Genomic DNA, 19,129 nt, shown 5'->3' on the forward strand with positions numbered 1-19,129 from the left:
ATGAATTCCACGACCGAAAACGTGCTGCGCGCCAGCCACGTCGCCAAGACCTATGACGAAGGCGGCTTGCGCACCGAAGTGCTGGGCGACGTCGACTTCACCCTGAAGCGCGGCGAGACGATGGCGATCGTCGGTGCTTCCGGCTCGGGCAAGAGCACCTTGCTGCACATCATCGGCGGGCTCGACACGTTGACCGCCGGCGAGGTGGAAGTGGATGGCCGCGTGCTGTCGAAGCTGTCCGACGCCGAGCGCGGCCGCGTGCGCAACCGCTCGCTCGGTTTCATCTACCAGTTCCACCACCTGCTGCCCGAGTTCACCGCGCTGGAGAACGTGTGCATGCCACTGCTGATCCGCGGCACCGCGATCGCCGAGGCGGAACGCCAGGCGGGGGCCTTGCTGGAACGGGTCGGCCTGGGCGGGCGCACGCATCACAAGCCGTCCGAGCTGTCCGGCGGCGAGCGCCAGCGCTGCGCGGTGGCGCGCGCGCTGGTGACCAAGCCGGCCTGCGTGCTCGGCGACGAGCCCACCGGCAACCTCGACGAGGGCAATGCCGCGCAGGTCTACGCGCTGATGCTGGAACTCAACCGCGAGATCGGCACCAGCTTCGTGCTGGTCACCCACGACCCGCACCTGGCGGCGAAGATGGACCGAACCCTGGTGCTGCACAACGGCGTGCTGCAGGAAAGCCCGAAGGCCTGACGCTCTGCCCTCTCTGCAGACGGGGAGATAGTGCGAGCTTGCGGGAAAGGTCAAGAGCGACCCCTCCCTAGCCCTCCCCTGCTACACAGGGGAGGGGACCGATCCCGCACTCCCCGGCGCGCGCCTACACGTTTTTCATCTTCGTCGCTGCCGCTACCACGCTAGGCTCGGACTTCCAGGATGGAACGGGGCACGCGACATGGCGCGACTGGGGGCGATCACGGCGGCGTCGGCCTTGCTGGCCGGCGTGCTGCTGGTGCAGTGGTTGCCGCAGTTGCCGCCGCATTGGAGCCTGGCCCTGTTGCTGCTGGCGGCTGCGTGGCTGGCCTGGCGTTGCCCGCGCTGGCGCTGGCTGGCCTGGCTGCTGTTCGGCATCGTGTGGGCGGCATGGCGCGGTGGCGTGGCGATGGACGCGCGGTTGCCGCGCGCGTTGGAAGGGCGCGATTTCGTGGTCGTCGGCACGATCGCCGACCTGCCGCTGGCGCACCCGGATGCCAGCCGCTTCACGCTGCAGGTGCAGCAGGCGACGCTGGACGGCCAGCCGGTTGCGCTGCGCGGTCGCGTCACGGTGTCCTGGTACGACGGCGCGCCGCCGCTGCGGCCGTGTTCGCGCTGGCGCCTGTCGTTACGCCTGAAGCGACCGCGCGGGCTGCTCGATCCCGGTGGTGCCGACAGCGAGCGTTCGGCGCTGGAGCGCGGCATCGTCGCCACCGGCTACGTACGCGACGATCCCGACAACGCGCCGCTGGCCGGCGCGCGCTGGTGTGTCGACGGGGTGCGCGACGCGGTGGCCCGCGGCATCGCGGCGCGGGTGCGCGATCGGCATGATGCGGCCTTGCTGCAGGCGTTCACGGTCGGCGACACGCGCGGGCTGCAACAGCAGGACTGGGCGGTGGCGCGCGCGAACGGCGTGTCGCACCTGATCGCGATTTCCGGCTTCCACGTCGGCGTGGCGGCGGTATTCGGCGTGTGGCTGGCGCTGCTGGTCTACGCGTTGTGGCCGCGATTGGGCCTGTGGTGGCCGCGGCCGCAGGCGCAGGCCGCGGCGGCGTTGCTGGTGGCCGCAATGTACAGCGCGCTGGCCGGCTTCGGCCTGCCCACGGTGCGCACCCTGCTGATGATCGCGGTGGTGGCGTTGGCGCGCTGCAGCCGTCGCGGCAGCAGCGGCGCGCAATCGCTGGCGCTGGCGATGATCGCGATCCTGCTGGTCGATCCGCTGGCGGTGCTGGCGGCAGGTTTCTGGCTGTCGTTCGTCGGCGTGGCGTTCCTGATGCTGTGCCTGCAGTCGCGCGGCCGCGGCCTGCGCGCGTTCCTGCACGAGCTGTCGGCCGGGCAGCTGGTGATGACGGTGGCGTTGTTGCCGCTGACCTTGTGGTTCTTCGGCCAGGCTTCGCTGGTGGGCGCGTTGTCGAACCTGATCGCGGTGCCCGTGGTCAGCTTCGTGATCGTGCCGTGCGCCTTGCTCGGCATGCTGCTGCTGGGCCTGTGCCCGCCGCTGGCCGCGCCGGTGTTGTGGCTGGCCGCGTGGATCGCGCATGCGCAATGGTGGCTGCTGGAACAGATGGCGAGGTGGCCCGGCGCGCACTGGTATCTGCCCGCGATGCAGCCGTACGCGCTGCTGCTGGCCGTGCTCGGCGCGCTGTGGCTGTTCCTGCCGCGCGGCGTGCCGTTGCGCGGGTTCGGCCTGCTGCTGTTCCTGCCGCTGCTGTGGCCGCCGTTGCCGCGGCCGGCGGAGGGCGCCTTCCAAGTGTGGGTGCTGGACGTGGGGCAGGGCTTGTCGGTGCTGCTGCGCACCCGCGACCACGTGCTGGTCTATGACGCCGGCGCGCGTTACCCGTCCGGCTTCGACCTGGGCGAGGCGGTGGTGTTGCCGTCGATCCACGCGCTGGGCATCAGCCGGCTGGACATGCTGATGATCAGCCATGGCGACAACGACCATGCCGGCGGCGCTGAGGTGGTCGCCGACGCCTTCCCTGACGCGCAACGCTATGCCGGCGAGCCGTCGCGGATGCGCGTGCCGATGCAGCAATGCGTGGCCGGGCAGGCATGGCAGTGGGATGGCGTGCGCTTTCGCGTGCTGAATCCGATCCGCGGCGCGGGCGACCGCGACAACGACAGTTCCTGCGTGCTGCTGGTCGAGGGCCGTGGCGGGCGCCTGCTGCTGACCGGCGACATCAGTTCGAAGATGGAGCCGCCGGTGGCGGCGGCACTCGGCCCCGGGCCACCGCCGGTGATGCTGGTGCCGCACCACGGCAGCAAGACCTCGTCCGGCGCCGCCTTCATCGCCGCGGTGCGACCGCCGCTGGCCGTGGTGTCGGCAGGCTGGCGCAACCGCTTCGGCCACCCGAAGCCGGAGGTGCTGGCGCGTTACGCCGCTGCCCACGTGCCGGTGTTCGATACGGCCAGGCAGGGCGCGATCGCGCTGAATTTTCCCGCCGACGCGCCGCCGCGGCGCGAACCGGGCTGGCGCCAGCGGCAGGCGCGCTACTGGCGCGAGTGACGGGTCAGGCGGGGAATGCCACGCATGCCGCAGTACAGCGGGACGAGACTGCTATCATGCGCGCTTCCTGTCAGGTCGCGCGTTGGGGTCGAAAAGTGCTGGAAATTCTGTTGGCTGGCGGTTGGGCGCTGGCGCCGATCCTGATCTGTTCGGCGGTGGCTTTGGCGATCGTGCTGGAGCGTTGCTGGACTTTGCGCCGCAAGTCGGTGCTGCCACCGGGCCTGGGCGACGAAGTGCGCCAGTGGGCGCGTTCCGGCCAGCTCGACCCGAAGCATCTCGACACGCTGGCCAGCGGTTCGCCGCTGGGCGAGCTGCTGGCCGCCGCGCTGGCCGTGCGCCGGCAGCCGCGCGAGCTGATCAAGGAACGCATCGAGGACACCGGTCGGCACGTCATCCACCGGATGGAACGCTACCTCAACACGCTGGGCACGATCGCGCTGATCGGCCCGCTGCTGGGCCTGTTCGGCACCGTGATCGGCCTGATCCGCATGTTCATGGAAGTGATGGCCGGCGGCATCGGCGATCCGGCCAGAATGGCCGGCGGCATCGGCGAGGCGCTGATCTGCACCGCGGCAGGCCTGACCGTGGCCATCCCGGCGTATGTGCTGCACCGCTACTTCCGCTCGCGCGTGGCCGGCTACTGCGTGGAGATGGAGAAGCAGGCAACCGCCTTGCTCGACGACCTGACCCTGACTCCTGCCGCGGCGGCACCCGTACGGCCGCGCCGCGCGCCGACGCCGAGCGCGAGCTGAGGCGCACCGATGCGTATCAGCAACGACCGCCGCGGCGACGACTTCGAGATCAACGTGATCCCGTTGATCGACGTGCTGCTGACCCTGCTGATGTTCTTCGTGCTGACCAGCACGTTCATCCAGCACTCGCGCCTGCAGGTGACCCTGCCGCAGGCGAGCACGCAGGATCGCGACATGAACGCCCCGGCGCTGACCATCATGATCGACCACGACGGCCGTTTTTATGTCGGCAGCGACGAGGTGATGGGCGAGGGCATCGAGGCGCTGAAGCAGACCATCGCGCGCAATGCGGGCGACAACCGCGAGCGCCCGGTGACGATCCGCGCCGACGCGATGACACCAAACCAGAACGTGGTCACCGCGATGGACGCGCTGGGCCAGCTCGGCTTCACCCGGCTGTCGATCGCCACCACGCCGAGCAAGCCGGGCGCAGATAAATGAGCGGCAAGAAAACCGCGGTATGGGACGCGCAAACCTGGCGCGTCTACAAGCGGTTGCTGGGGTATACGAAGCGCTACTGGCTGGTGGGCCTGATTGCGCTGATCGGCATGGTTCTGGACGGCGGCGCGCTCGCGGCCTTCACCCAGAAGCTGAAGCCGATGATCGACGACCTGTTCGCGAAGAAGGATGCCTACCTGATCTTCTGGATGCCGATCTGGATCATGGGGATCTTCGCCGTACGCGGCGTCGGCACCTTCGTCAGCAGCTACGGCATTTCCTATATCGGCCGCAACGTCGTGCAGTCGATCCAGTCCGATGTCTTCGCCGCCTACCTGCGATTGCCGGCGGCATTCTTCGGCAACGAGCCGTCGGGCCAGCAGATTTCCCGTGTCACCTACACCAGCGAACAAGTGGCCTCGGCGTCCACCGACGCGGTGAAGATCGCGGTGACCGAAGGCGTCACCGTGATCGGCATGCTGTATGTCATGTTGAGCAACAGCGCCTATCTTTCGCTGGCGCTGCTGGTGATGGTGCCGGCGATCGGGTTGATCGCCACCATGGTGAGCCGGCGTTACCGGCTGATCAGCCGGCGCATCCAGAACATGATGGGCTCGATCACCGGCGCGGTGGACGAATCGGTCAATGCGCATCGCGAAGTGCGCATCTATGGCGGCCAGCAGCACGAGGCCTCGCGTTTCAGCGAGGTGACCCATCGCGCCCGTCGGCTCAACCTGAAGATCGCCGCCACCAACGCGAGCGCCAGCACGTCGATCCAGACCGTGGCTGCGCTTGCCCTGGCCGTGCTGGTGTTCCTGGCGACACGGCCGGACGTGATCGCCAACATTTCGCCGGGCGTGTTCGTCACCGTGCTGACCGCGATGGGCGCGCTGATGCCGTCGCTGAAGCGGCTTGCGAACGTGCAGGCGAACATCCAGCGCGGCGTATCCGCCGCGGAGGATCTGTTCGAGGTCATGGACATGCCGCCGGAGACCGACACGGGTCACCGGGAAATTTCGCGGACGCGCGGCGACATCCGTTTCGAGAACGTGCGCTTGACCTATCCGCGCGGCGATTTCGAGGCCTTGCGCGGCGTGGACCTGCACTGCGCCCCCGGCACGGTGACCGCCCTGGTCGGCCGTTCCGGCAGCGGCAAGAGCAGCCTGGTCAGCCTACTGCCGCGCTTCTATGCGCCCAGCGCCGGGCGCATCGTGCTGGACGGCGAGAATTACGAAGACTACACGCTGGCTTCGCTGCGCCGGCAGATCGCCTGGGTCGGGCAAAGCGTGGTGCTGTTCGACGACACCGTGGCCAACAACATCGCCTACGGCGAACTGGCCGGCGCCAGCGAAGCGGACATCATGGCCGCGGCCGAGGCGGCGAATGCGATGGAGTTCATCGCGCGCCTGCCGCAAGGCATCCACACGCCGATCGGGCAGAGCGGCAACACGCTTTCCGGCGGCCAGCGCCAACGCATCGCGATCGCCCGCGCGATCTTGAAGAATGCGCCGATCCTGGTGCTGGACGAGGCGACCAGCGCGCTCGACACCGAATCCGAGCAGCTGATCCAGCAGGCCTTGCAGCGCCTGATGCGCGACCGCACCACCCTGGTGATCGCGCATCGCCTGTCCACCGTCGAGGGTGCCGAGCAGATCGCGGTGATGGACCAGGGCCGCATCATCGAGCGTGGCACGCACGCGGAACTGATCGCGCTGGGCGGGCAGTACGCCGCGCTGCACCGGATGCAGTTCCACGACCACGCCGTCGGTTCCGGCAGCGACTGAGGATCGACCATGGCGCTGATCGACACGCTCGAATCAGCCTGGTACGGCAACGGCCGGGCACCGTGGTGGGCGTGGCCGCTGGCGGCGTTGTACGGCGGCGTGGTCCGGCTACGCGGCCTGCTTTATCGGATCGGCTGGCTGCGCAGCGTGCGCCTGCCGGCGCCGGTCGTGGTGATCGGCAACCTCAGCGTTGGCGGCACCGGCAAGACGCCGTTGACGATCGCCGCCGCCGCCGCCTTGCGTGCACGCGGCTATCGGCCCGGCGTGGTCAGCCGCGGTTACGGCGGCCGCCAGCGCGAGCCGACGTTGCTCGGCGACGCGCCGGATCCGATACAGGTCGGCGACGAGCCCTGCCTGATCCACGCCAGCGGCGTGCCGGTAGCGGTGGGGCGCGACCGTCCGGCGGCGGCGCAACTGCTGCTGGACGCCGGCTGCGACGTGCTAATCGCCGACGACGGCCTGCAGCATTACCGCCTGGCACGCGACGTGGAGATCTGCGTGATCGACGGCGTGCGCCGCTTCGGCAACCGCCGGCTGCTGCCGGCCGGGCCGTTGCGCGAACCGTTGAGCCGGCTGCAGCGCGTCGACCTGCGCGTCTGCAACGGCGGCGTGGCCGAGGCCGGCGAATACCCGATGCAACTGCGCGGTGGCGACGCGATCGCACTGGACGACGGCCGCACGCAGGCACTGACCAGCTTCAGCGGCCAGCGTGTCCATGCGGTGGCGGCGATCGGAAACCCGCAACGCTTTTTCGACAGCCTGCGTGCCGCCGGCATTGAGGTGATCGAGCACGCCTTCGCCGACCATCACGGTTTCGTTCCGGCGGACCTGGATTTCGCGGATGGCCTGCCGCTGCTGATGACCGACAAGGACGCCGTCAAATGCCGGCGTTTCGCGCGGCCGCAATGGTGGCGGGTGCCGGTGCAGGCGGACCTGCCGCAAGCGTTTTACGAGGCGCTGGGCGAGCGCCTGGTAGGCCTGCGCCGGGAAGCGAGTTCGCCCGCCACGTAGACCGTGCGAGCAAGGCCACCACCGATCCAGTAGCACAACTCGGCTGGCTGGCTTGCGTTCCACACCACCAGATCGGCGCGCTGGCCGATCGCCAGCGTGCCGCGATCGTCGAGGCCGAGTGCGCGTGCGGCATTCACGGTAACCCCACGCAGCGCTTCCTCAGGTGTCAGCCGGAACAAGGTGCAGGCCATCCCGGCGGCCAGTCGCAGCGACAGCAGCGGCGAGGTGCCGGGGTTGCAGTCGGTGGCGATGGCGATCGGCATGCGGTGTGCGCGCAGCGCCGCGACCGGCGGCAGCTGCGTCTCGCGCAGCGCGTAGAACGCACCGGGCAGCAACACCGCGACAGTGCCGGCGGCGGCCATCGCCGCGACGCCGGATTCGCCGAGGTGTTCCAGGTGATCGGCGGAAAGGCCGCCGTACTCGGCGACCAGCGCGGCGCCGCCGAGATCGGACAGCTGTTCGGCGTGCAGCTTCACCGGCAGGCCGAGCTGCTTGGCGCGCTCGAATACGCGGCGGGTTTCCTCGCGGCTGAAGCCAATGCCTTCGCAGAACGCATCGACCGCATCGACGAGTTTTTCGGCGGCGAGCGCGGGCAGCATGTCGTCGCAGACCAGCGCCACGTAGTCGTCGCGCCGATCCTTGTATTCCGGCGGCAGCGCATGCAGGCCGAGGAAGCTGGTGCGCACGCTGATGCCCAGCTCGCGGCCGAGCCGTCGCGCCACCCGCAGCATGCGGCGTTCGCTGTCCAGATCCAGTCCGTAGCCGGACTTGATCTCCAGCGTGGTCACGCCGTCGGCCAGCAGCGCCCGGGCACGCGGCAGCGATTGCGCGAACAACTGCTCCTCGCTGGCGGCGCGGGTGGCGTTGACGCTGGAGGCGATCCCGCCGCCGGCGCGGGCGATCTCCTCGTAGCTGGCGCCATTGAGGCGCAGCTCGAATTCGTGGGCGCGGTCGCCGCCGAACACCAGATGGGTGTGGCAGTCGATCAGCCCCGGCGTGACCAGCGCGCCGTCCAGCGATTCCACCGTGGCGGCGAGCGTGGCCGGAGCATCCGGCAGCTCATCCTGTCGGCCGACCCAGGCGATGCGGCCGTGATGCAGCGCGATCGCGCCGTGCCCGATCAGGCCGTAGGGCTCCTCGCCGGCAAACGTGGCCAGGGTGGCGTTCAGCAGCAGGCGGTCCCAGCGTGGTTCGGTCATCGGTGCGGCAACTCCGTCATGCTGGGCAGGGTTTCATCCGCGGACGTGGCGGGCGCGGAATGGCGCGATTATCGCAGACCCCGCGATCCCGCATGGGGAACCCGTCAGCGCGGCCGCCAGCGCGTCTCGTACAGGTCGAAGCGACGGTCCTTGAGATTCTGCACCGCGCCGGCGTTGCGCGCGCGGGCCAGGCTTTCCAGGCGCAGGTCGGCGAACAGCACGGTCTCGATGTTCGGGGTCGAGTCGGCCGCGACGCCGTCGCGGGCGAAGCCGAAGTCGCTCGGGGTGAGGATGCAGCTCTGGCCGTACTGGATGTCGAAGTTGTTGACGCCCGGCAGGTTGCCCACGTTGCCCGAGAGCACCACGTAGCACTGGTTCTCGATCGCCCGCGCCTGCGCGCAGTAGCGCACGCGCAGGTAGCCCTCGCGCACGTCGGTGCAGAACGGCACGAACAGGATCAGCGCGCCCTGATCGACCAGATGCCGCGCCACTTCGGGAAATTCCGCGTCGTAGCAGATCATCACCCCGATCGGGCCGCAGTCGGTGAGCACGGTGGCTGCGCTGTCGCCGCCGCTGATGTTCCACACATTGCGCTCGCTCGGCGTCGGGTGCAGCTTCTCGCGCTCGTGGATCGAGCCGTCGCGCAGGCACACGTAGCAGACGTTGTGGATGTCGCCATTGGCCTGCTCGGTGGGGTGCGTGCCGGCGATGATGTTGATGTTGTAATGGACGGCCAGACGGCTGAACAGTTCCTTCACCTGCGGCGTGTAGTGGCTGAGCTTGCGGATCGACTCCACCGGCGACAGCTCGGTGTTCTCGATCGACAGCAGTTGCAGCGTGATCAGCTCGGGGAAGGTGACGAAATCGGCGCTGTAGTCGGCGGCGATGTCGGTGAAGTATTCGACCTGGGTGGCGAATTCCTCGAACGAGGTGATCCGGCGCTGCTGGTATTGCACCGAAGCCACGCGCACCGAATCGGGCAGCAGTCGCGCCGAGGTGATCGGCGGGATGTCCGGCTGGTCGAGCAATTGCGGGTTGCGCCAGACCAGATGTACTGCATAGCCAAGCGACTCGTGATCGGACGGCACGTAGGCGCGCAGGACGCTGATCACCTCGAAATCGTTCGACAGCTGGAAGCTCAGCGTGAGGTCGCGCCGCTTGCCTTCCACCACGGCCTGCACGTAGGCCTCGGGGCTGCCGTAGCGCGCGAGGTTCTTCGCCAAGCCGGGCATGCGTCCGCCGAACACGATGCCGCGCAGCTTCAGGTCCATGCACAGCCGCTTGCGCGCCTGGTACAGGCGCTGGCCGATGCGCATGCCGCGGTAGTCCGGATGCACCACCACTTCCATGCCATACAGCCAGTTGCCGTCCGGCTTGTGCCGCGAGCCCATGCCGCCGCCGGTGATCTGCATCCAGGTATGCGGCGCCAGCGCGGTGGCCTCGTCGATGCGGAACGTGGCGCAATAGCCCACGATCACGCCTTCAAACTCGACCACGAACTGGCCTTCCGGGAAGTGCGTCTGCTGCGAACGCAGCATCTCCGTCGAGTGGCCCCATTCCTCCGAGTAGATCCGGGCGGTGAGGGTAGCAAGCTGGGGCACATCGCTCAGGACTGCCTGTCGCAGCAGCAGCTTCGGGGCGTTTTCGAGGGTTTTCTTGGCCATTTCGCCATTATGCATAGCGCGAAACACGCCAGGGTGAAGGTGCTTTCATCCACCCGTTACACTGCGTGGCATCGTCCACGGGAGTCGCCTGCATGAGCATCCACGCCGCCGTTCGGCAATTTCGGGCAGGCCAGCTATGGCGCGCCGATGGTTGGCATGCCGACGCAGCGTTTGCCGTGGGCGCCGACGGCCGCTTGCGCGAGCCGGTCGATCGCGACGGCGAGATGATTGGCAGCTGGGTGCTGCCCGGCATGCCGAACCTGCATTCGCATGCATTCCAGCGCGCGATGGCCGGGTTGGCCGAGCGCAAGGGTAGGGCCGACGACAGTTTCTGGAGCTGGCGCGAGACGATGTATGCGTTCGCCGCCACGATCGGCCCGGACGAGCTGCAGGCGATCGCCGCCCAGCTCTACGTCGAAATGCTCAAGGCCGGCTACACCCATGTCTGCGAATTCCACTATCTGCACCATCAGCCGGACGGTACGCCGTATGCGCCGCCGGAAGCGATGTCGCTGGCGCTCGTCGAGGCGGCGCGCGAGGCCGGCATCGGCCTGACCCTGCTGCCGGTGCTGTACATCAGCGGCGGTTTCGACGGCCGTGCGCTCAGCGCGCGCCAGCGTCGCTTCGGCCATGCCGTCGACGCCTACCTGCGCTTGCTGGAAACGCTGCGTCGGCAGGAGAGCGACGAGGTCTGCGTCGGCATCGCCCTGCATTCTCTGCGTGCGGTGCCGGAGCCGGCACTGCGCGAGGTGCTGGGCAGCCAACTTGCGGGCACCGGCCCGATCCACATCCACATCGCCGAACAGATCGGCGAAGTGCAGGACTGCCTGGCCACCCGCGGCGCGCGGCCGGTGGAATGGCTGTTCGATCACGCCGCCGTCGACGCGCGCTGGTGCCTGGTGCATGCGACCCATCTGACCGAGGCGGAAACCCTGCAGCTTGCGTGCAGCGGTGCCGTAGCCGGGCTGTGTCCCACCACCGAGGCGAATCTCGGTGATGGCCTATTTTCGCTGGCCGCGTACCAGGACGCCGGCGGCACGCTCGGCATCGGCTCGGACTCGCACATCTCGATCTCGCCGGTGGAAGAACTGCGCTGGCTGGAATATGGCCAGCGCCTTTCGACCCGTCACCGCAACATCGCCGCACGGCATGAGGGCGACAGCGTGGGCGAGACGCTGTGGCGCGCCGCGTTGCGCGGCGGTGCCCAGGCATCGGGGCAGCCGGTCGGCGAGCTGCGCGATGGCGCACGGGCCGACCTGATCGTGCTGGACGAGTCCTCCCCGCTGCTCGCCGCGCGCGATGCGCGCTCGGTGCTGGACAGCTTCCTGTTCGCCGGCAACACGCCGCTGGTGCGTGACGTGATGGTCGGCGGTCGCTGGCAGGTGCGCGGCTTCCGTCATCGCGACGAAGAGCGCATCGCGGCGCGCTATCGCGACGTGGTGGCGCGGTTGGCCGGTAGCTGATCGGCCCCGGAATCGGGCCTATGTCCGCACACGTGCGATTGGGCTAGATTGCGCTGGCAGTGCATGCCGCCGTTTCCGGCGATATTCCTCGACCCCTGCCAGGAGAGTTCCCATGCAAGGTTCCACCGATCTGGGCAAGCTGGTGCTTCGCGTCGTGCTGGGTGTGTTGATCCTGTTCCATGGCGTGTCCAAGCTGATCCACGGGCCGGGCTATATCGTCAGCGTGGTGACGGCGGCGGGCCTGCCGTCGTTCCTGGCCTACGGGGTGTATGTGGGCGAAGTGGTGGCACCGCTCCTGCTGCTGCTCGGTTACTGGACGCGGGTGGGTGCGCTGATCATCGTGATCAACATGCTGGTGGCGATCGGGCTGGTGCATCTGGGCCAGTTCGCCACGCTCAACGACACCGGCGGCTGGGCGCTGGAACTGCAGGGCATGTTCCTCGGCACCGCGCTGGTAATCATGCTGCTCGGCGCCGGCCGCTACAGCCTGGGCGGCAGTCACGGCCGCTGGAACTGAGCGGACTCCCCGTCAGATTCGCTTGAACGCCCGCAGCGCCAGCCAATGATGGCTGGCGCTGCAGGATCGTCGAACCGTTGCCCGCTTCGCAAGCGCGCCGCGATTTGCCACACTCGGCTCTTTCGCTGATGGGTCGCGATGCGCTCGAACGCTCTGGCCGCGGTAGGACTGGCGCTGATCTCGGCGCTGTTCTTCACGCTCACCTACGTGCTCAACCGCAGCCTCGTCGTGGGCGGCGGGCATTGGGCGTGGGCGGTGATCCTGCGTTACCTGCTGACCTTGCCGATGCTCGCCGTGGTGCTGCCGTTGCAGGGCGGATTTGGCGAGTTGCCGCGTGAACTGCGCCGGCATGCCCGGCCGTGGCTGCTGTGGAGCAGCGTGGGTTTCGTGCTGTTCGGTGTGCCGCTGACCTGGGCGGCCAGCAGCGGGCCGTCGTGGCTGATCGCGGGCAGTTTCCAGACCACCGTGCTGGCCGGGCCGCTGCTGGCGCCGCTGATCTATCGCGACGAACGGCGCCGATTGGCGTGGCGCACGCTGGCGCTCGGCGCGCTGATCGTGGCTGGCGTGTTCGCGCTGCAATGGGGTCATGCGCAGGGCAAGTTGCATGCCGGCGACTGGCTGGCGATCGGCGCGGTGGTGCTGTCCGCGTTTGCCTATCCGCTGGGCAACCGCAAGCTGCTGCTGCACCTGGAGCGCGCTCAAGCGAAGCCGGGCGGCAGCCAGCTCAACGCGGTGCAGCGGGTGTTCGGCATGACGCTGTGCAGCTGGCCGCTGTGGCTGCTGTTCGCTGTGGTCGCGTGGTTCACGATCGGTCCGCCGACGTGGCGCGAGGCACTGCTGGCCGGTGGCGTGGCGCTGTCCTCGGGCACCATCGCCACCATCCTGTTCTTCCGCGCCACCGACATGGTGCGCAGCGAGCCGACCGCACTGGCCGCGGTGGAGGCGATGCAGGCGGCGGAGCTGCTGTTCGCCACGCTGCTCGGCGTGCTGTTTCTCGGCGAGGCGTGGCCGCATGGCTACGCCCTGTTCGGCGCGCTGGCGATCGTCGTCGGCATCGCATTGTTCGGCTGGGTCAGCGGGCGCGGTGCGGCCGGGCATGACGAGGAAGTGCGCGCGCTGCGCGGCGACCGCAGCGCCTGAAGACGCATGACTGTTGGCACATGCAGGCACGCTTGCAGCGGCGTATCTCGAAGCGTTCCGAATGGCCCGCGGAGAGGCCCATGCCGACAACTGTCCGTACCACGCCATGGGTTGCCGTCTTTTACGGCGGCTTTATCGCCGGCTCGCTCGACGTTCTTGCCGCCGCACTGATCAACTGGCTCGATCCGCTGATCATCCTGCGTGCGATCGCCAGCGGCCTGCTCGGTCGGGCCGCGTTCCAGGGCGGCTTGCCGGTCGCGGCGCTGGGGTTGGGGCTGCAGTGGGCGATGTCGCTGCTGATCGCGGCGATCTTCGTGTTCGCCGCCGGGCGGATGTCGTGGCTGAGCCAGCGCTGGGTCACGGCCGGCCTGCTTTATGGCGTGGTGGTGTTCGTGGTGATGGAGTACGTGGTGGTGCCGCTGTCCGCGGCGGCGAAACCGCATTTCACCGCGCTCTCCCTCGTCGAGAACGTGCTGGCGATGTTGCTGTTCGGCCTGATCGTGTCGTTCTTCGCCCGCGGTACCGGGCCTCGTTCGCCCCCGGATCAAGTCCGGGGCAGGCTCTGAGCGGGCAGATCGCGGTTTCGACGCGAGCTACACTCGGCGTGGACGGGTGAGCTTCGCCCCTTGAGTTGAAACGCGAGCCGATGACCGATTCCGAAGACGGGCCCATCCACCACGGCACGCCCGCGTTCCGGCGCACCAACCTGGCGTTGTTTGCGGCCGGCTTTGCCACCTTCGGCTTGTTGTACTGCGTGCAGCCGCTGATGCCGGAGTTCAGCCGGCACTACGGCGTGAGCGAGGCGGGCGCGGCGCTGTCGCTGTCGCTGACCACCGGCGTGCTGGCGTTCGCGATGCTGTTTGCCGGCGCACTGTCGGATGCGTGGGGGCGCAAGTCGGTGATGGTGGTGTCGCTGCTGTCGTCGGCCGTGCTGGTGCTGGTGACTGCCGTGATGCCGGACTGGACCGCGCTGCTGCTGGTGCGCACGTTGCTGGGGCTGACCTTGAGCGGGTTGCCGGCGGTGGCGATGACGTACCTCAGCGAGGAAATGCACGTCGAGTCGATCGGCCTGGGCATGGGCCTGTACATCAGCGGCAGCGCGGTCGGCGGCATGGGCGGACGATTGATCACCGGCGTGCTGGCCGACTTCTTCGGCTGGCGCATCGGCGTGGCGGTGGTCGGCGTGATCGGCGTGCTGGCTGCGCTGATCTTCTGGCGCGCGCTGCCGCCGTCGCGGTATTTCGTGGCGCAGCCGTTGCGCTGGCGCACGCTGCTGGGGCGCTTCAACGGCATGTTCCATGACCGCGGCCTGCCGTGGCTGTTCGTCGAAGGCTTCCTGCTGCTCGGTGCGTTCGTCACCGTCTACAACTACCTCGGCTACCGGTTGCTGGCGCCGCCGTACAACCTGAGCCAGGCGGCGGTCGGACTGATCTTCGGCATCTACCTGGTCGGCACGTTCAGCTCGGCGTGGATGGGCCACCTGGCCGGCAAGCTCGGGCGGCGCAAGGTGTTGTGGACGGCGTTCGCGCTGATGCTGGCCGGTGTGGCGCTGACCATGACCGCGCCGTTGTTGCTGGTGATGCTGGGCATCGTGGCGGTGACGTTCGGCTTCTTCGGCGGCCACTCCATCGTCAGCAGCTGGGTCGGGCGGCGGGCCGGCGCAGCGAAGGCGCAGGCCGCCTCGGTGTACCTGTTCTGCTACTACATGGGTTCCAGCATCGCCGGCGCCAGCGGCGGGTTGTTCTACGCGTCGCACGGCTGGAACGGCGTGGCGCTGTTCGTCGGCGTGCTGGTGCTGGCCGGCCTGCTGATCGCGCTACGGCTGTTCCGCTTGCCGCCGCTGGTCAACGTGGCGACGCCGCCGGCGCCGATGAGCCGGGGCGCGATGCCGTAGGGGCCGGGATTGGGGATTCGGGATTAGGGATTAGGAAAAGCCGAAGCATCGCGAGATGCCGCTCTCCCGAATCCCTAATCCCGAATCTCAAATCCCGGCTTTCAGCATGCCCTTCACCGCATCGTAGTCGCCGTCGTTCGCGGCGGCGGGGATGCCGAGCAGGTGGGTCATCAGCGGGTAGACGTCCACGTTCGGGAACGCCGGCACCTTCGCGCCGACGCGGAACGCCGGGCCGTGCGCCACGAAGATCGCCTGCATCAACGGCTCGGCATTGTCGAAGCCGTGTTCGCCCACGTTCAGCCGGCCCTTGCGCTTCGCCGCGTGGTCGCTGGTGGTGATGCGCCAGTGCACGTTCGCCAGGCACAGCAGCTGCGGCACGCGCGGGTTCCGGCCATAAGCCAGGCGCGCCGGCACGCGGGTCTTGTCCCAGCACTGCATGTGCGGCTGCGGCTGCTCCAGGGTCTGTTCGACCTGCGCGAAATCGGCATGAGCCTCGGCGCTGTCCGATTTCGGGTTGAAGCCGGCCAGGATGCCCATGCTGACCATGTGCACCCGATCGAGCGGAATCACCTTGTCGATCATCACGCTGTTCGGTTCCGGCACGCTGGCCATGCCGTGGTCGGACAGCACGATCAGGTTGATCCGGTCGAACAGGCCGCGCTGTTTCAGCCCGTCGACCAGCTGCGCCAGCGCCGCGTCGGTCTCGCGCAGCGCGTCGTCCACTTGCGGCGAGTCCGGGCCGTGGACATGGCCGGCATGATCGACCGCGTCGAAGTACAGGGTGAGGAAGGTGGGCCGTTCGGCCGCCGGCAGATCCAGCCAGGCCAGCACCTGGTCGACCCGTTGCCCGGGTGTCACGCTGCCGTCGAACGACTTCCAGTAATCCGGCCGGTGGCCGTGGATGTCCGCCTCCGAGCCGGGCCAGAACATCGTGGCGGTGCGCAGGCCATGCTGGTCGGCGGTCTCCCAGAGCGGCGTGCCCTCGGCCCACCAGCGGCCGTCGCCGACCGCGTTGCGGCTGCTCAGCGAGAACTTGCCCAGCTGCGGGTCGAACATCGTGTTGTTGACCACGCCGTGATGGTCCGGGGTGAGGCCGGTGACGATGCTGTAGTGGTTCGGGAACGTCAGCGACGGGAATGCCGGCTGCATCGACGCGGCTTGTACGCCGCCTTGCGCCAGCATCGCCAGGGTCGGGCTGAGCCCGCGCTGCATGTAGTCGTGACGGTAGCCGTCGATCGAGATCAGCAGCAGGGGAACGGGTTTGCCGACCGGCGCCGCGACGGCGGTTGCGGGTGTGGCCGGGCGCTGCGTGGCGCAGCCGAAGCTGAATGCTGCCAGTGTGCAGAGCAGCACGCGAAACAGGATTTTCATGCAGGAGACCTTACGATGTATTCAAGCCATCCCCGCATGATCGCGCACCGTCATGACCATTACACGCCCTGCCTGGCACTCCCCGCTGTTACGCACGCTGTTGGCCGGCGTGCTGGCGATCGCTCCGCTGGGTGCCGCCTGCGCCTGGCAACAGTCCGGAGCGCAGCCGGTGATCCGGCCGGTACCGCCGAGCGTGCGGTTCCAGCAGGACGCGCAGCAGCAGCAGGTGCGCGACGAATTACAAAAGAGCCAACTGCAGCAGCAACTGCGTCAAAGCGTATCGGACAACGCGAAGCGCCCGGCGGCGAATGACGCCCGCGCCCAGCGGCAACTCGACCAAGCCGACCAGGCACAGCGCGATCGCGATCGGGCCCGCCAGCAGGATCTGCTCGACCGCGAGCGCGATGCGGCAAACCTGCCGCGGGTGATACCGCCGGCGCCGCCGGCGCCGGAGCAGAGCGGCGGCTGATCGATCGCCTCGGCGGCGGGTGGAAACTCCGCATCGCCTTCGTCGGGCGGGCAGTGCCCGTCCTGCAGCAGCGGCGAGAGCCGCGCCTCAGCCGAACAAGTCGCCGCGTGCGATGCGTTCTTCCAGGTTCAGCAGGTAGCGCTTCGTCGGCAGGCCGCCGCCGAAACCGGTGAGGCTGCCGTTCGCGCCGATCACCCGATGGCACGGCACCACGATCGGCAGCGGGTTGCGCCCGTTAGCGGCGCCGACCGCGCGCACCGCCAGCGGCTTGTCGATGCGCCGGGCCAGTTCGCCGTAGCTGATGGTGACGCCGTACGGGATGCGCCCCAGCTCGTGCCATACCTCCAACTGGAACGGCGTGCCGACGGGATGCAGCGGCAGCTCGAAGTGCTGGCGTTCGCCGGCGAAGTATTCCTCCAGCTGCACGCGCGCGAACTTCAGCGGCGCGGTGGCGCGGACCCAGCCTGGGTAAGCCTGCTTCGGATGGCGCTCGCGCTCGAACCAGATCTCGCGCAGGCCGCGGCCGTCCGCGACCAGGCGCAGCGTGCCGACCGGGCTGTCCATCTCGTCGTAGTAAATGGTGTCGGGGTTCGTCATGCGATCGCCTCCGCTTTTTTCCGGCGTGTCGGCGACGGCGCTTTCGATGCGCCGCGCCACAGATGGATGACGGCGTACGCGCGCCACGGACGCCACGCGTTCGCGCGTTCGGTCAGCGCTTTCGTGCTGAGCGGCACGGCGTCCGGCGTTGCCTCACGGCGCAGGATCAGGTCCGCCGCCGGGAACGCGTCCGGGTCGCTCAACGCGCGCATCGCGATGTAATGCGCCGTCCATGCGCCGATGCCGGGCAGCGCGACCCAGCGCGCCACGAACGTGTCCAGTGATTGCTCCGCGCTGAAATCCACGCGGCCGTCCAGCAGTGCCTGCGCCATGGTGCTGATCGTCGCGGCGCGCGTCGTGGTCAGGCCGATCTCGCGCAGGTCCGCCTGCGCCAGCGCGGCCGGCGTCGGGAACAACCGCTCCAGTCCGGGCAGCAGCGCCGCCGGCAGCGGCTCGCCCCAGCGCTGCACGATGCGTGTCGCCAGCGTGCGCGCCGCCGCGACGCTGATCTGTTGGCCAAGGATCGCGCGCACCGCGATCTCGAAACCGTCCCAGCCGCCGGGCAGGCGCAGGCCGGGGTGGCGCGCGACCAGCGGGCCGAGCACGGCGTCGTGGCGGAACGTGTCCGCGATCGCCTGCGGGTTCGCGTCCAGGTCGAACATCCGCCGCAGCGTCGTCACCACGCCCAGCAGCTGCGTCGGTTGCGGGCAATGCAGTTGCAGCTGCAACGCATGCGCGCCGCCCGGCCACGCACTCAGGCGCAACCAGCCCGGCGCATTTGCCGGGCCGAACACGCGCGCGTAGCTGTGCGTGTCGACCTGTTCCACGCCGGGCAGTGCGCGCGTGCGCAGGAACGCGAGCAGCGCGTCGAACGCGTACGGTGGCCGATAACCAAGCCGCAGCACCAGCGCCGCACCGGCCGCCGCGCGCGGGTGCCGGCGCAGTTCGCGCGGCGGGATGCGGTTCGCCTGCGCAAACGCCGCGTTGAACCGGCGCAGGCTGCGGAAGCCGGACGCCAGCGCGACTTCCGTCACCGGCAGCGCAGTCTCCGTCAGCAGTTGTTTTGCGAACAGCAACCGACGCGTCGTGTGCACGCTGATCGGCGGCGCGCCGATGCGCTCGACGAACAGCCGACGCAGTTGCCGCGCGCCGATGCCGACGCGCGTCGCCAGTTCGTCCAGCGATTGCTCCGCCAGCGCGCCGGCCTCGATCAGCTTCAGGGCGCGCGCCACGACATGATCGCCGCGCTGCCACTGCTCGTTGCCCGGTGCCAGCTCCGGTCGGCAACGCAGGCACGGCCGGAATCCGGCTGCCTCCGCGGCGGCCGCATTCGCGTAGTAACGCACGTTCTCGCGCTTCGGCGTCGGCGCCGGGCATACCGGCCGGCAGTAGATGCCGGTGCTGCTCACCGCGGTGAAGAACAGCCCGTCGAAGCGCGCGTCGCGGCTGAGTCGAGCCTGTTCGCAGACATGCGGGGCGGGCAGGGTGGGCAGTTCGTTCATGGGTGCAGGCTAGCACCGTCGCAGCGGCCTGACTCGCCGTTTTCGGACATCAATGGTGCAGGCTGGGCATCGTTCCGGGATCGTTGTCCGCGGTGCGGCAACAACACGCAAACGGGCCGGTCGGGGCGG

At 68.9% G+C, this 19,129-nt stretch carries 17 protein-coding genes; 12 read left to right on the forward strand and 5 right to left on the reverse strand.

Features of this window, described 5'->3' with window-relative positions; translation table 11 throughout:
- The 6 genes from lolD to lpxK all read left to right on the forward strand — a co-directional run bounded on the left by lolD (nt 1) and on the right by lpxK (nt 7,184).
- On the forward strand, nt 1-699 hold the full coding sequence (gene lolD, locus ASG75_RS02005) for a lipoprotein-releasing ABC transporter ATP-binding protein LolD (protein ID WP_056385234.1): 699 nt from the start codon (nt 1-3) through the stop codon (nt 697-699).
- A 199-nt stretch (nt 700-898) separates the two neighbouring features.
- Nucleotides 899-3,199, forward strand: a complete 2,301-nt coding sequence (locus tag ASG75_RS02010; protein WP_056385235.1) for a DNA internalization-related competence protein ComEC/Rec2 — start codon at nt 899-901, stop codon at nt 3,197-3,199.
- 56 nt (nt 3,200-3,255) lie between these two features.
- On the forward strand, nt 3,256-3,951 hold the full coding sequence (locus ASG75_RS02015; RefSeq protein ID WP_056385237.1) for a MotA/TolQ/ExbB proton channel family protein: 696 nt from the start codon (nt 3,256-3,258) through the stop codon (nt 3,949-3,951).
- A 9-nt stretch (nt 3,952-3,960) separates the two neighbouring features.
- Nucleotides 3,961-4,392: a biopolymer transporter ExbD gene (locus ASG75_RS02020; protein WP_056385238.1), complete on the forward strand. Its 432-nt coding sequence runs from the start codon at nt 3,961-3,963 to the stop codon at nt 4,390-4,392.
- Complete coding sequence (msbA, locus tag ASG75_RS02025; protein WP_056385240.1) at nt 4,389-6,173, forward strand: lipid A export permease/ATP-binding protein MsbA; 1,785 nt, start codon at nt 4,389-4,391, stop codon at nt 6,171-6,173. Before ASG75_RS02020 ends, msbA begins: the two co-directional genes overlap by 4 nt.
- A 9-nt stretch (nt 6,174-6,182) precedes the next feature.
- Nucleotides 6,183-7,184 carry a tetraacyldisaccharide 4'-kinase gene (lpxK, locus tag ASG75_RS02030; RefSeq protein ID WP_056385242.1) on the forward strand — a complete coding sequence of 334 codons (1,002 nt, stop codon included), beginning with the start codon at nt 6,183-6,185 and terminating at the stop codon, nt 7,182-7,184.
- Here the strand turns inward: lpxK and hutI are convergent.
- Nucleotides 7,121-8,383 (reverse strand): imidazolonepropionase, encoded by a 1,263-nt coding sequence (gene hutI / locus ASG75_RS02035; protein ID WP_056385244.1) that lies wholly within the window; start codon nt 8,381-8,383, stop codon nt 7,121-7,123. The genes lpxK and hutI overlap by 64 nt on opposite strands.
- Nucleotides 8,384-8,487: 104 nt before the next feature.
- Entirely contained in the window at nt 8,488-10,047 is a 1,560-nt protein-coding gene (locus ASG75_RS02040) for a bifunctional GNAT family N-acetyltransferase/carbon-nitrogen hydrolase family protein (RefSeq protein ID WP_056385246.1), read from the reverse strand.
- Between the two features lie 92 nt (nt 10,048-10,139).
- Between ASG75_RS02040 and ASG75_RS02045 the strand changes: the two genes are divergently transcribed.
- From ASG75_RS02045 to ASG75_RS02065, 5 genes are all read left to right on the forward strand, one after another.
- Entirely contained in the window at nt 10,140-11,510 is a 1,371-nt protein-coding gene (locus ASG75_RS02045) for a formimidoylglutamate deiminase (protein WP_056385248.1), read from the forward strand.
- A 112-nt stretch (nt 11,511-11,622) separates the two neighbouring features.
- Nucleotides 11,623-12,027, forward strand: a complete 405-nt coding sequence (locus ASG75_RS02050; RefSeq protein ID WP_056385250.1) for a DoxX family protein — start codon at nt 11,623-11,625, stop codon at nt 12,025-12,027.
- A 138-nt stretch (nt 12,028-12,165) separates the two neighbouring features.
- Nucleotides 12,166-13,167 carry a multidrug resistance efflux transporter family protein gene (locus ASG75_RS02055; protein WP_056385251.1) on the forward strand — a complete coding sequence of 334 codons (1,002 nt, stop codon included), beginning with the start codon at nt 12,166-12,168 and terminating at the stop codon, nt 13,165-13,167.
- 80 nt (nt 13,168-13,247) lie between these two features.
- Entirely contained in the window at nt 13,248-13,733 is a 486-nt protein-coding gene (locus ASG75_RS02060; RefSeq protein ID WP_056385253.1) for a hypothetical protein, read from the forward strand.
- Nucleotides 13,734-13,813: 80 nt separating this feature from the next.
- Entirely contained in the window at nt 13,814-15,061 is a 1,248-nt protein-coding gene (locus tag ASG75_RS02065; protein ID WP_056385255.1) for an MFS transporter, read from the forward strand.
- Between the two features lie 87 nt (nt 15,062-15,148).
- On the opposite strand, the gene ASG75_RS02070 is transcribed toward ASG75_RS02065, so the two are convergent.
- Nucleotides 15,149-16,432 carry an ectonucleotide pyrophosphatase/phosphodiesterase gene (locus tag ASG75_RS02070; protein ID WP_056385258.1) on the reverse strand — a complete coding sequence of 428 codons (1,284 nt, stop codon included), beginning with the start codon at nt 16,430-16,432 and terminating at the stop codon, nt 15,149-15,151.
- 52 nt (nt 16,433-16,484) lie between these two features.
- Between ASG75_RS02070 and ASG75_RS02075 the strand changes: the two genes are divergently transcribed.
- Nucleotides 16,485-16,901 (forward strand): hypothetical protein, encoded by a 417-nt coding sequence (locus tag ASG75_RS02075; protein ID WP_056385260.1) that lies wholly within the window; start codon nt 16,485-16,487, stop codon nt 16,899-16,901.
- A gap of 87 nt (nt 16,902-16,988) precedes the next feature.
- On the opposite strand, the gene ASG75_RS02080 is transcribed toward ASG75_RS02075, so the two are convergent.
- Nucleotides 16,989-17,498, reverse strand: a complete 510-nt coding sequence (locus ASG75_RS02080; RefSeq protein ID WP_056386948.1) for a methylated-DNA--[protein]-cysteine S-methyltransferase — start codon at nt 17,496-17,498, stop codon at nt 16,989-16,991.
- Entirely contained in the window at nt 17,495-19,000 is a 1,506-nt protein-coding gene (locus tag ASG75_RS02085) for an AlkA N-terminal domain-containing protein (RefSeq protein ID WP_056385262.1), read from the reverse strand. The genes ASG75_RS02080 and ASG75_RS02085 overlap by 4 nt, the downstream gene beginning before the upstream one ends.
- Nucleotides 19,001-19,129: the final 129 nt, after the last annotated feature.

Origin of the sequence: Rhodanobacter sp. Soil772 (genome assembly GCF_001428385.1) — a bacterium.
Taxonomy (GTDB): Bacteria; Pseudomonadota; Gammaproteobacteria; order Xanthomonadales; family Rhodanobacteraceae; genus Rhodanobacter.

What these genes read in the sequence shown, in the direction of transcription:
- msbA (WP_056385240.1), top strand. Translation starts at nt 4,389, where the DNA reads ATGAGCGGCAAGAAAACCGCGGTATGGGACGCGCAAACCTGGCGCGTC.
- ASG75_RS02015 (WP_056385237.1), top strand. Translation starts at nt 3,256, where the DNA reads ATGCGCGCTTCCTGTCAGGTCGCGCGTTGGGGTCGAAAAGTGCTGGAA.
- ASG75_RS02070 (WP_056385258.1), bottom strand. Translation starts at nt 16,432, where the DNA reads ATGAAAATCCTGTTTCGCGTGCTGCTCTGCACACTGGCAGCATTCAGC.
- lolD (WP_056385234.1), top strand. Translation starts at nt 1, where the DNA reads ATGAATTCCACGACCGAAAACGTGCTGCGCGCCAGCCACGTCGCCAAG.
- hutI (WP_056385244.1), bottom strand. Translation starts at nt 8,383, where the DNA reads ATGACCGAACCACGCTGGGACCGCCTGCTGCTGAACGCCACCCTGGCC.
- ASG75_RS02045 (WP_056385248.1), top strand. Translation starts at nt 10,140, where the DNA reads ATGAGCATCCACGCCGCCGTTCGGCAATTTCGGGCAGGCCAGCTATGG.
- ASG75_RS02040 (WP_056385246.1), bottom strand. Translation starts at nt 10,047, where the DNA reads ATGGCCAAGAAAACCCTCGAAAACGCCCCGAAGCTGCTGCTGCGACAG.
- ASG75_RS02080 (WP_056386948.1), bottom strand. Translation starts at nt 17,498, where the DNA reads ATGACGAACCCCGACACCATTTACTACGACGAGATGGACAGCCCGGTC.
- ASG75_RS02050 (WP_056385250.1), top strand. Translation starts at nt 11,623, where the DNA reads ATGCAAGGTTCCACCGATCTGGGCAAGCTGGTGCTTCGCGTCGTGCTG.
- ASG75_RS02020 (WP_056385238.1), top strand. Translation starts at nt 3,961, where the DNA reads ATGCGTATCAGCAACGACCGCCGCGGCGACGACTTCGAGATCAACGTG.
- ASG75_RS02075 (WP_056385260.1), top strand. Translation starts at nt 16,485, where the DNA reads ATGACCATTACACGCCCTGCCTGGCACTCCCCGCTGTTACGCACGCTG.
- lpxK (WP_056385242.1), top strand. Translation starts at nt 6,183, where the DNA reads ATGGCGCTGATCGACACGCTCGAATCAGCCTGGTACGGCAACGGCCGG.
- ASG75_RS02055 (WP_056385251.1), top strand. Translation starts at nt 12,166, where the DNA reads ATGCGCTCGAACGCTCTGGCCGCGGTAGGACTGGCGCTGATCTCGGCG.
- ASG75_RS02010 (WP_056385235.1), top strand. Translation starts at nt 899, where the DNA reads ATGGCGCGACTGGGGGCGATCACGGCGGCGTCGGCCTTGCTGGCCGGC.
- ASG75_RS02065 (WP_056385255.1), top strand. Translation starts at nt 13,814, where the DNA reads ATGACCGATTCCGAAGACGGGCCCATCCACCACGGCACGCCCGCGTTC.
- ASG75_RS02060 (WP_056385253.1), top strand. Translation starts at nt 13,248, where the DNA reads ATGCCGACAACTGTCCGTACCACGCCATGGGTTGCCGTCTTTTACGGC.
- ASG75_RS02085 (WP_056385262.1), bottom strand. Translation starts at nt 19,000, where the DNA reads ATGAACGAACTGCCCACCCTGCCCGCCCCGCATGTCTGCGAACAGGCT.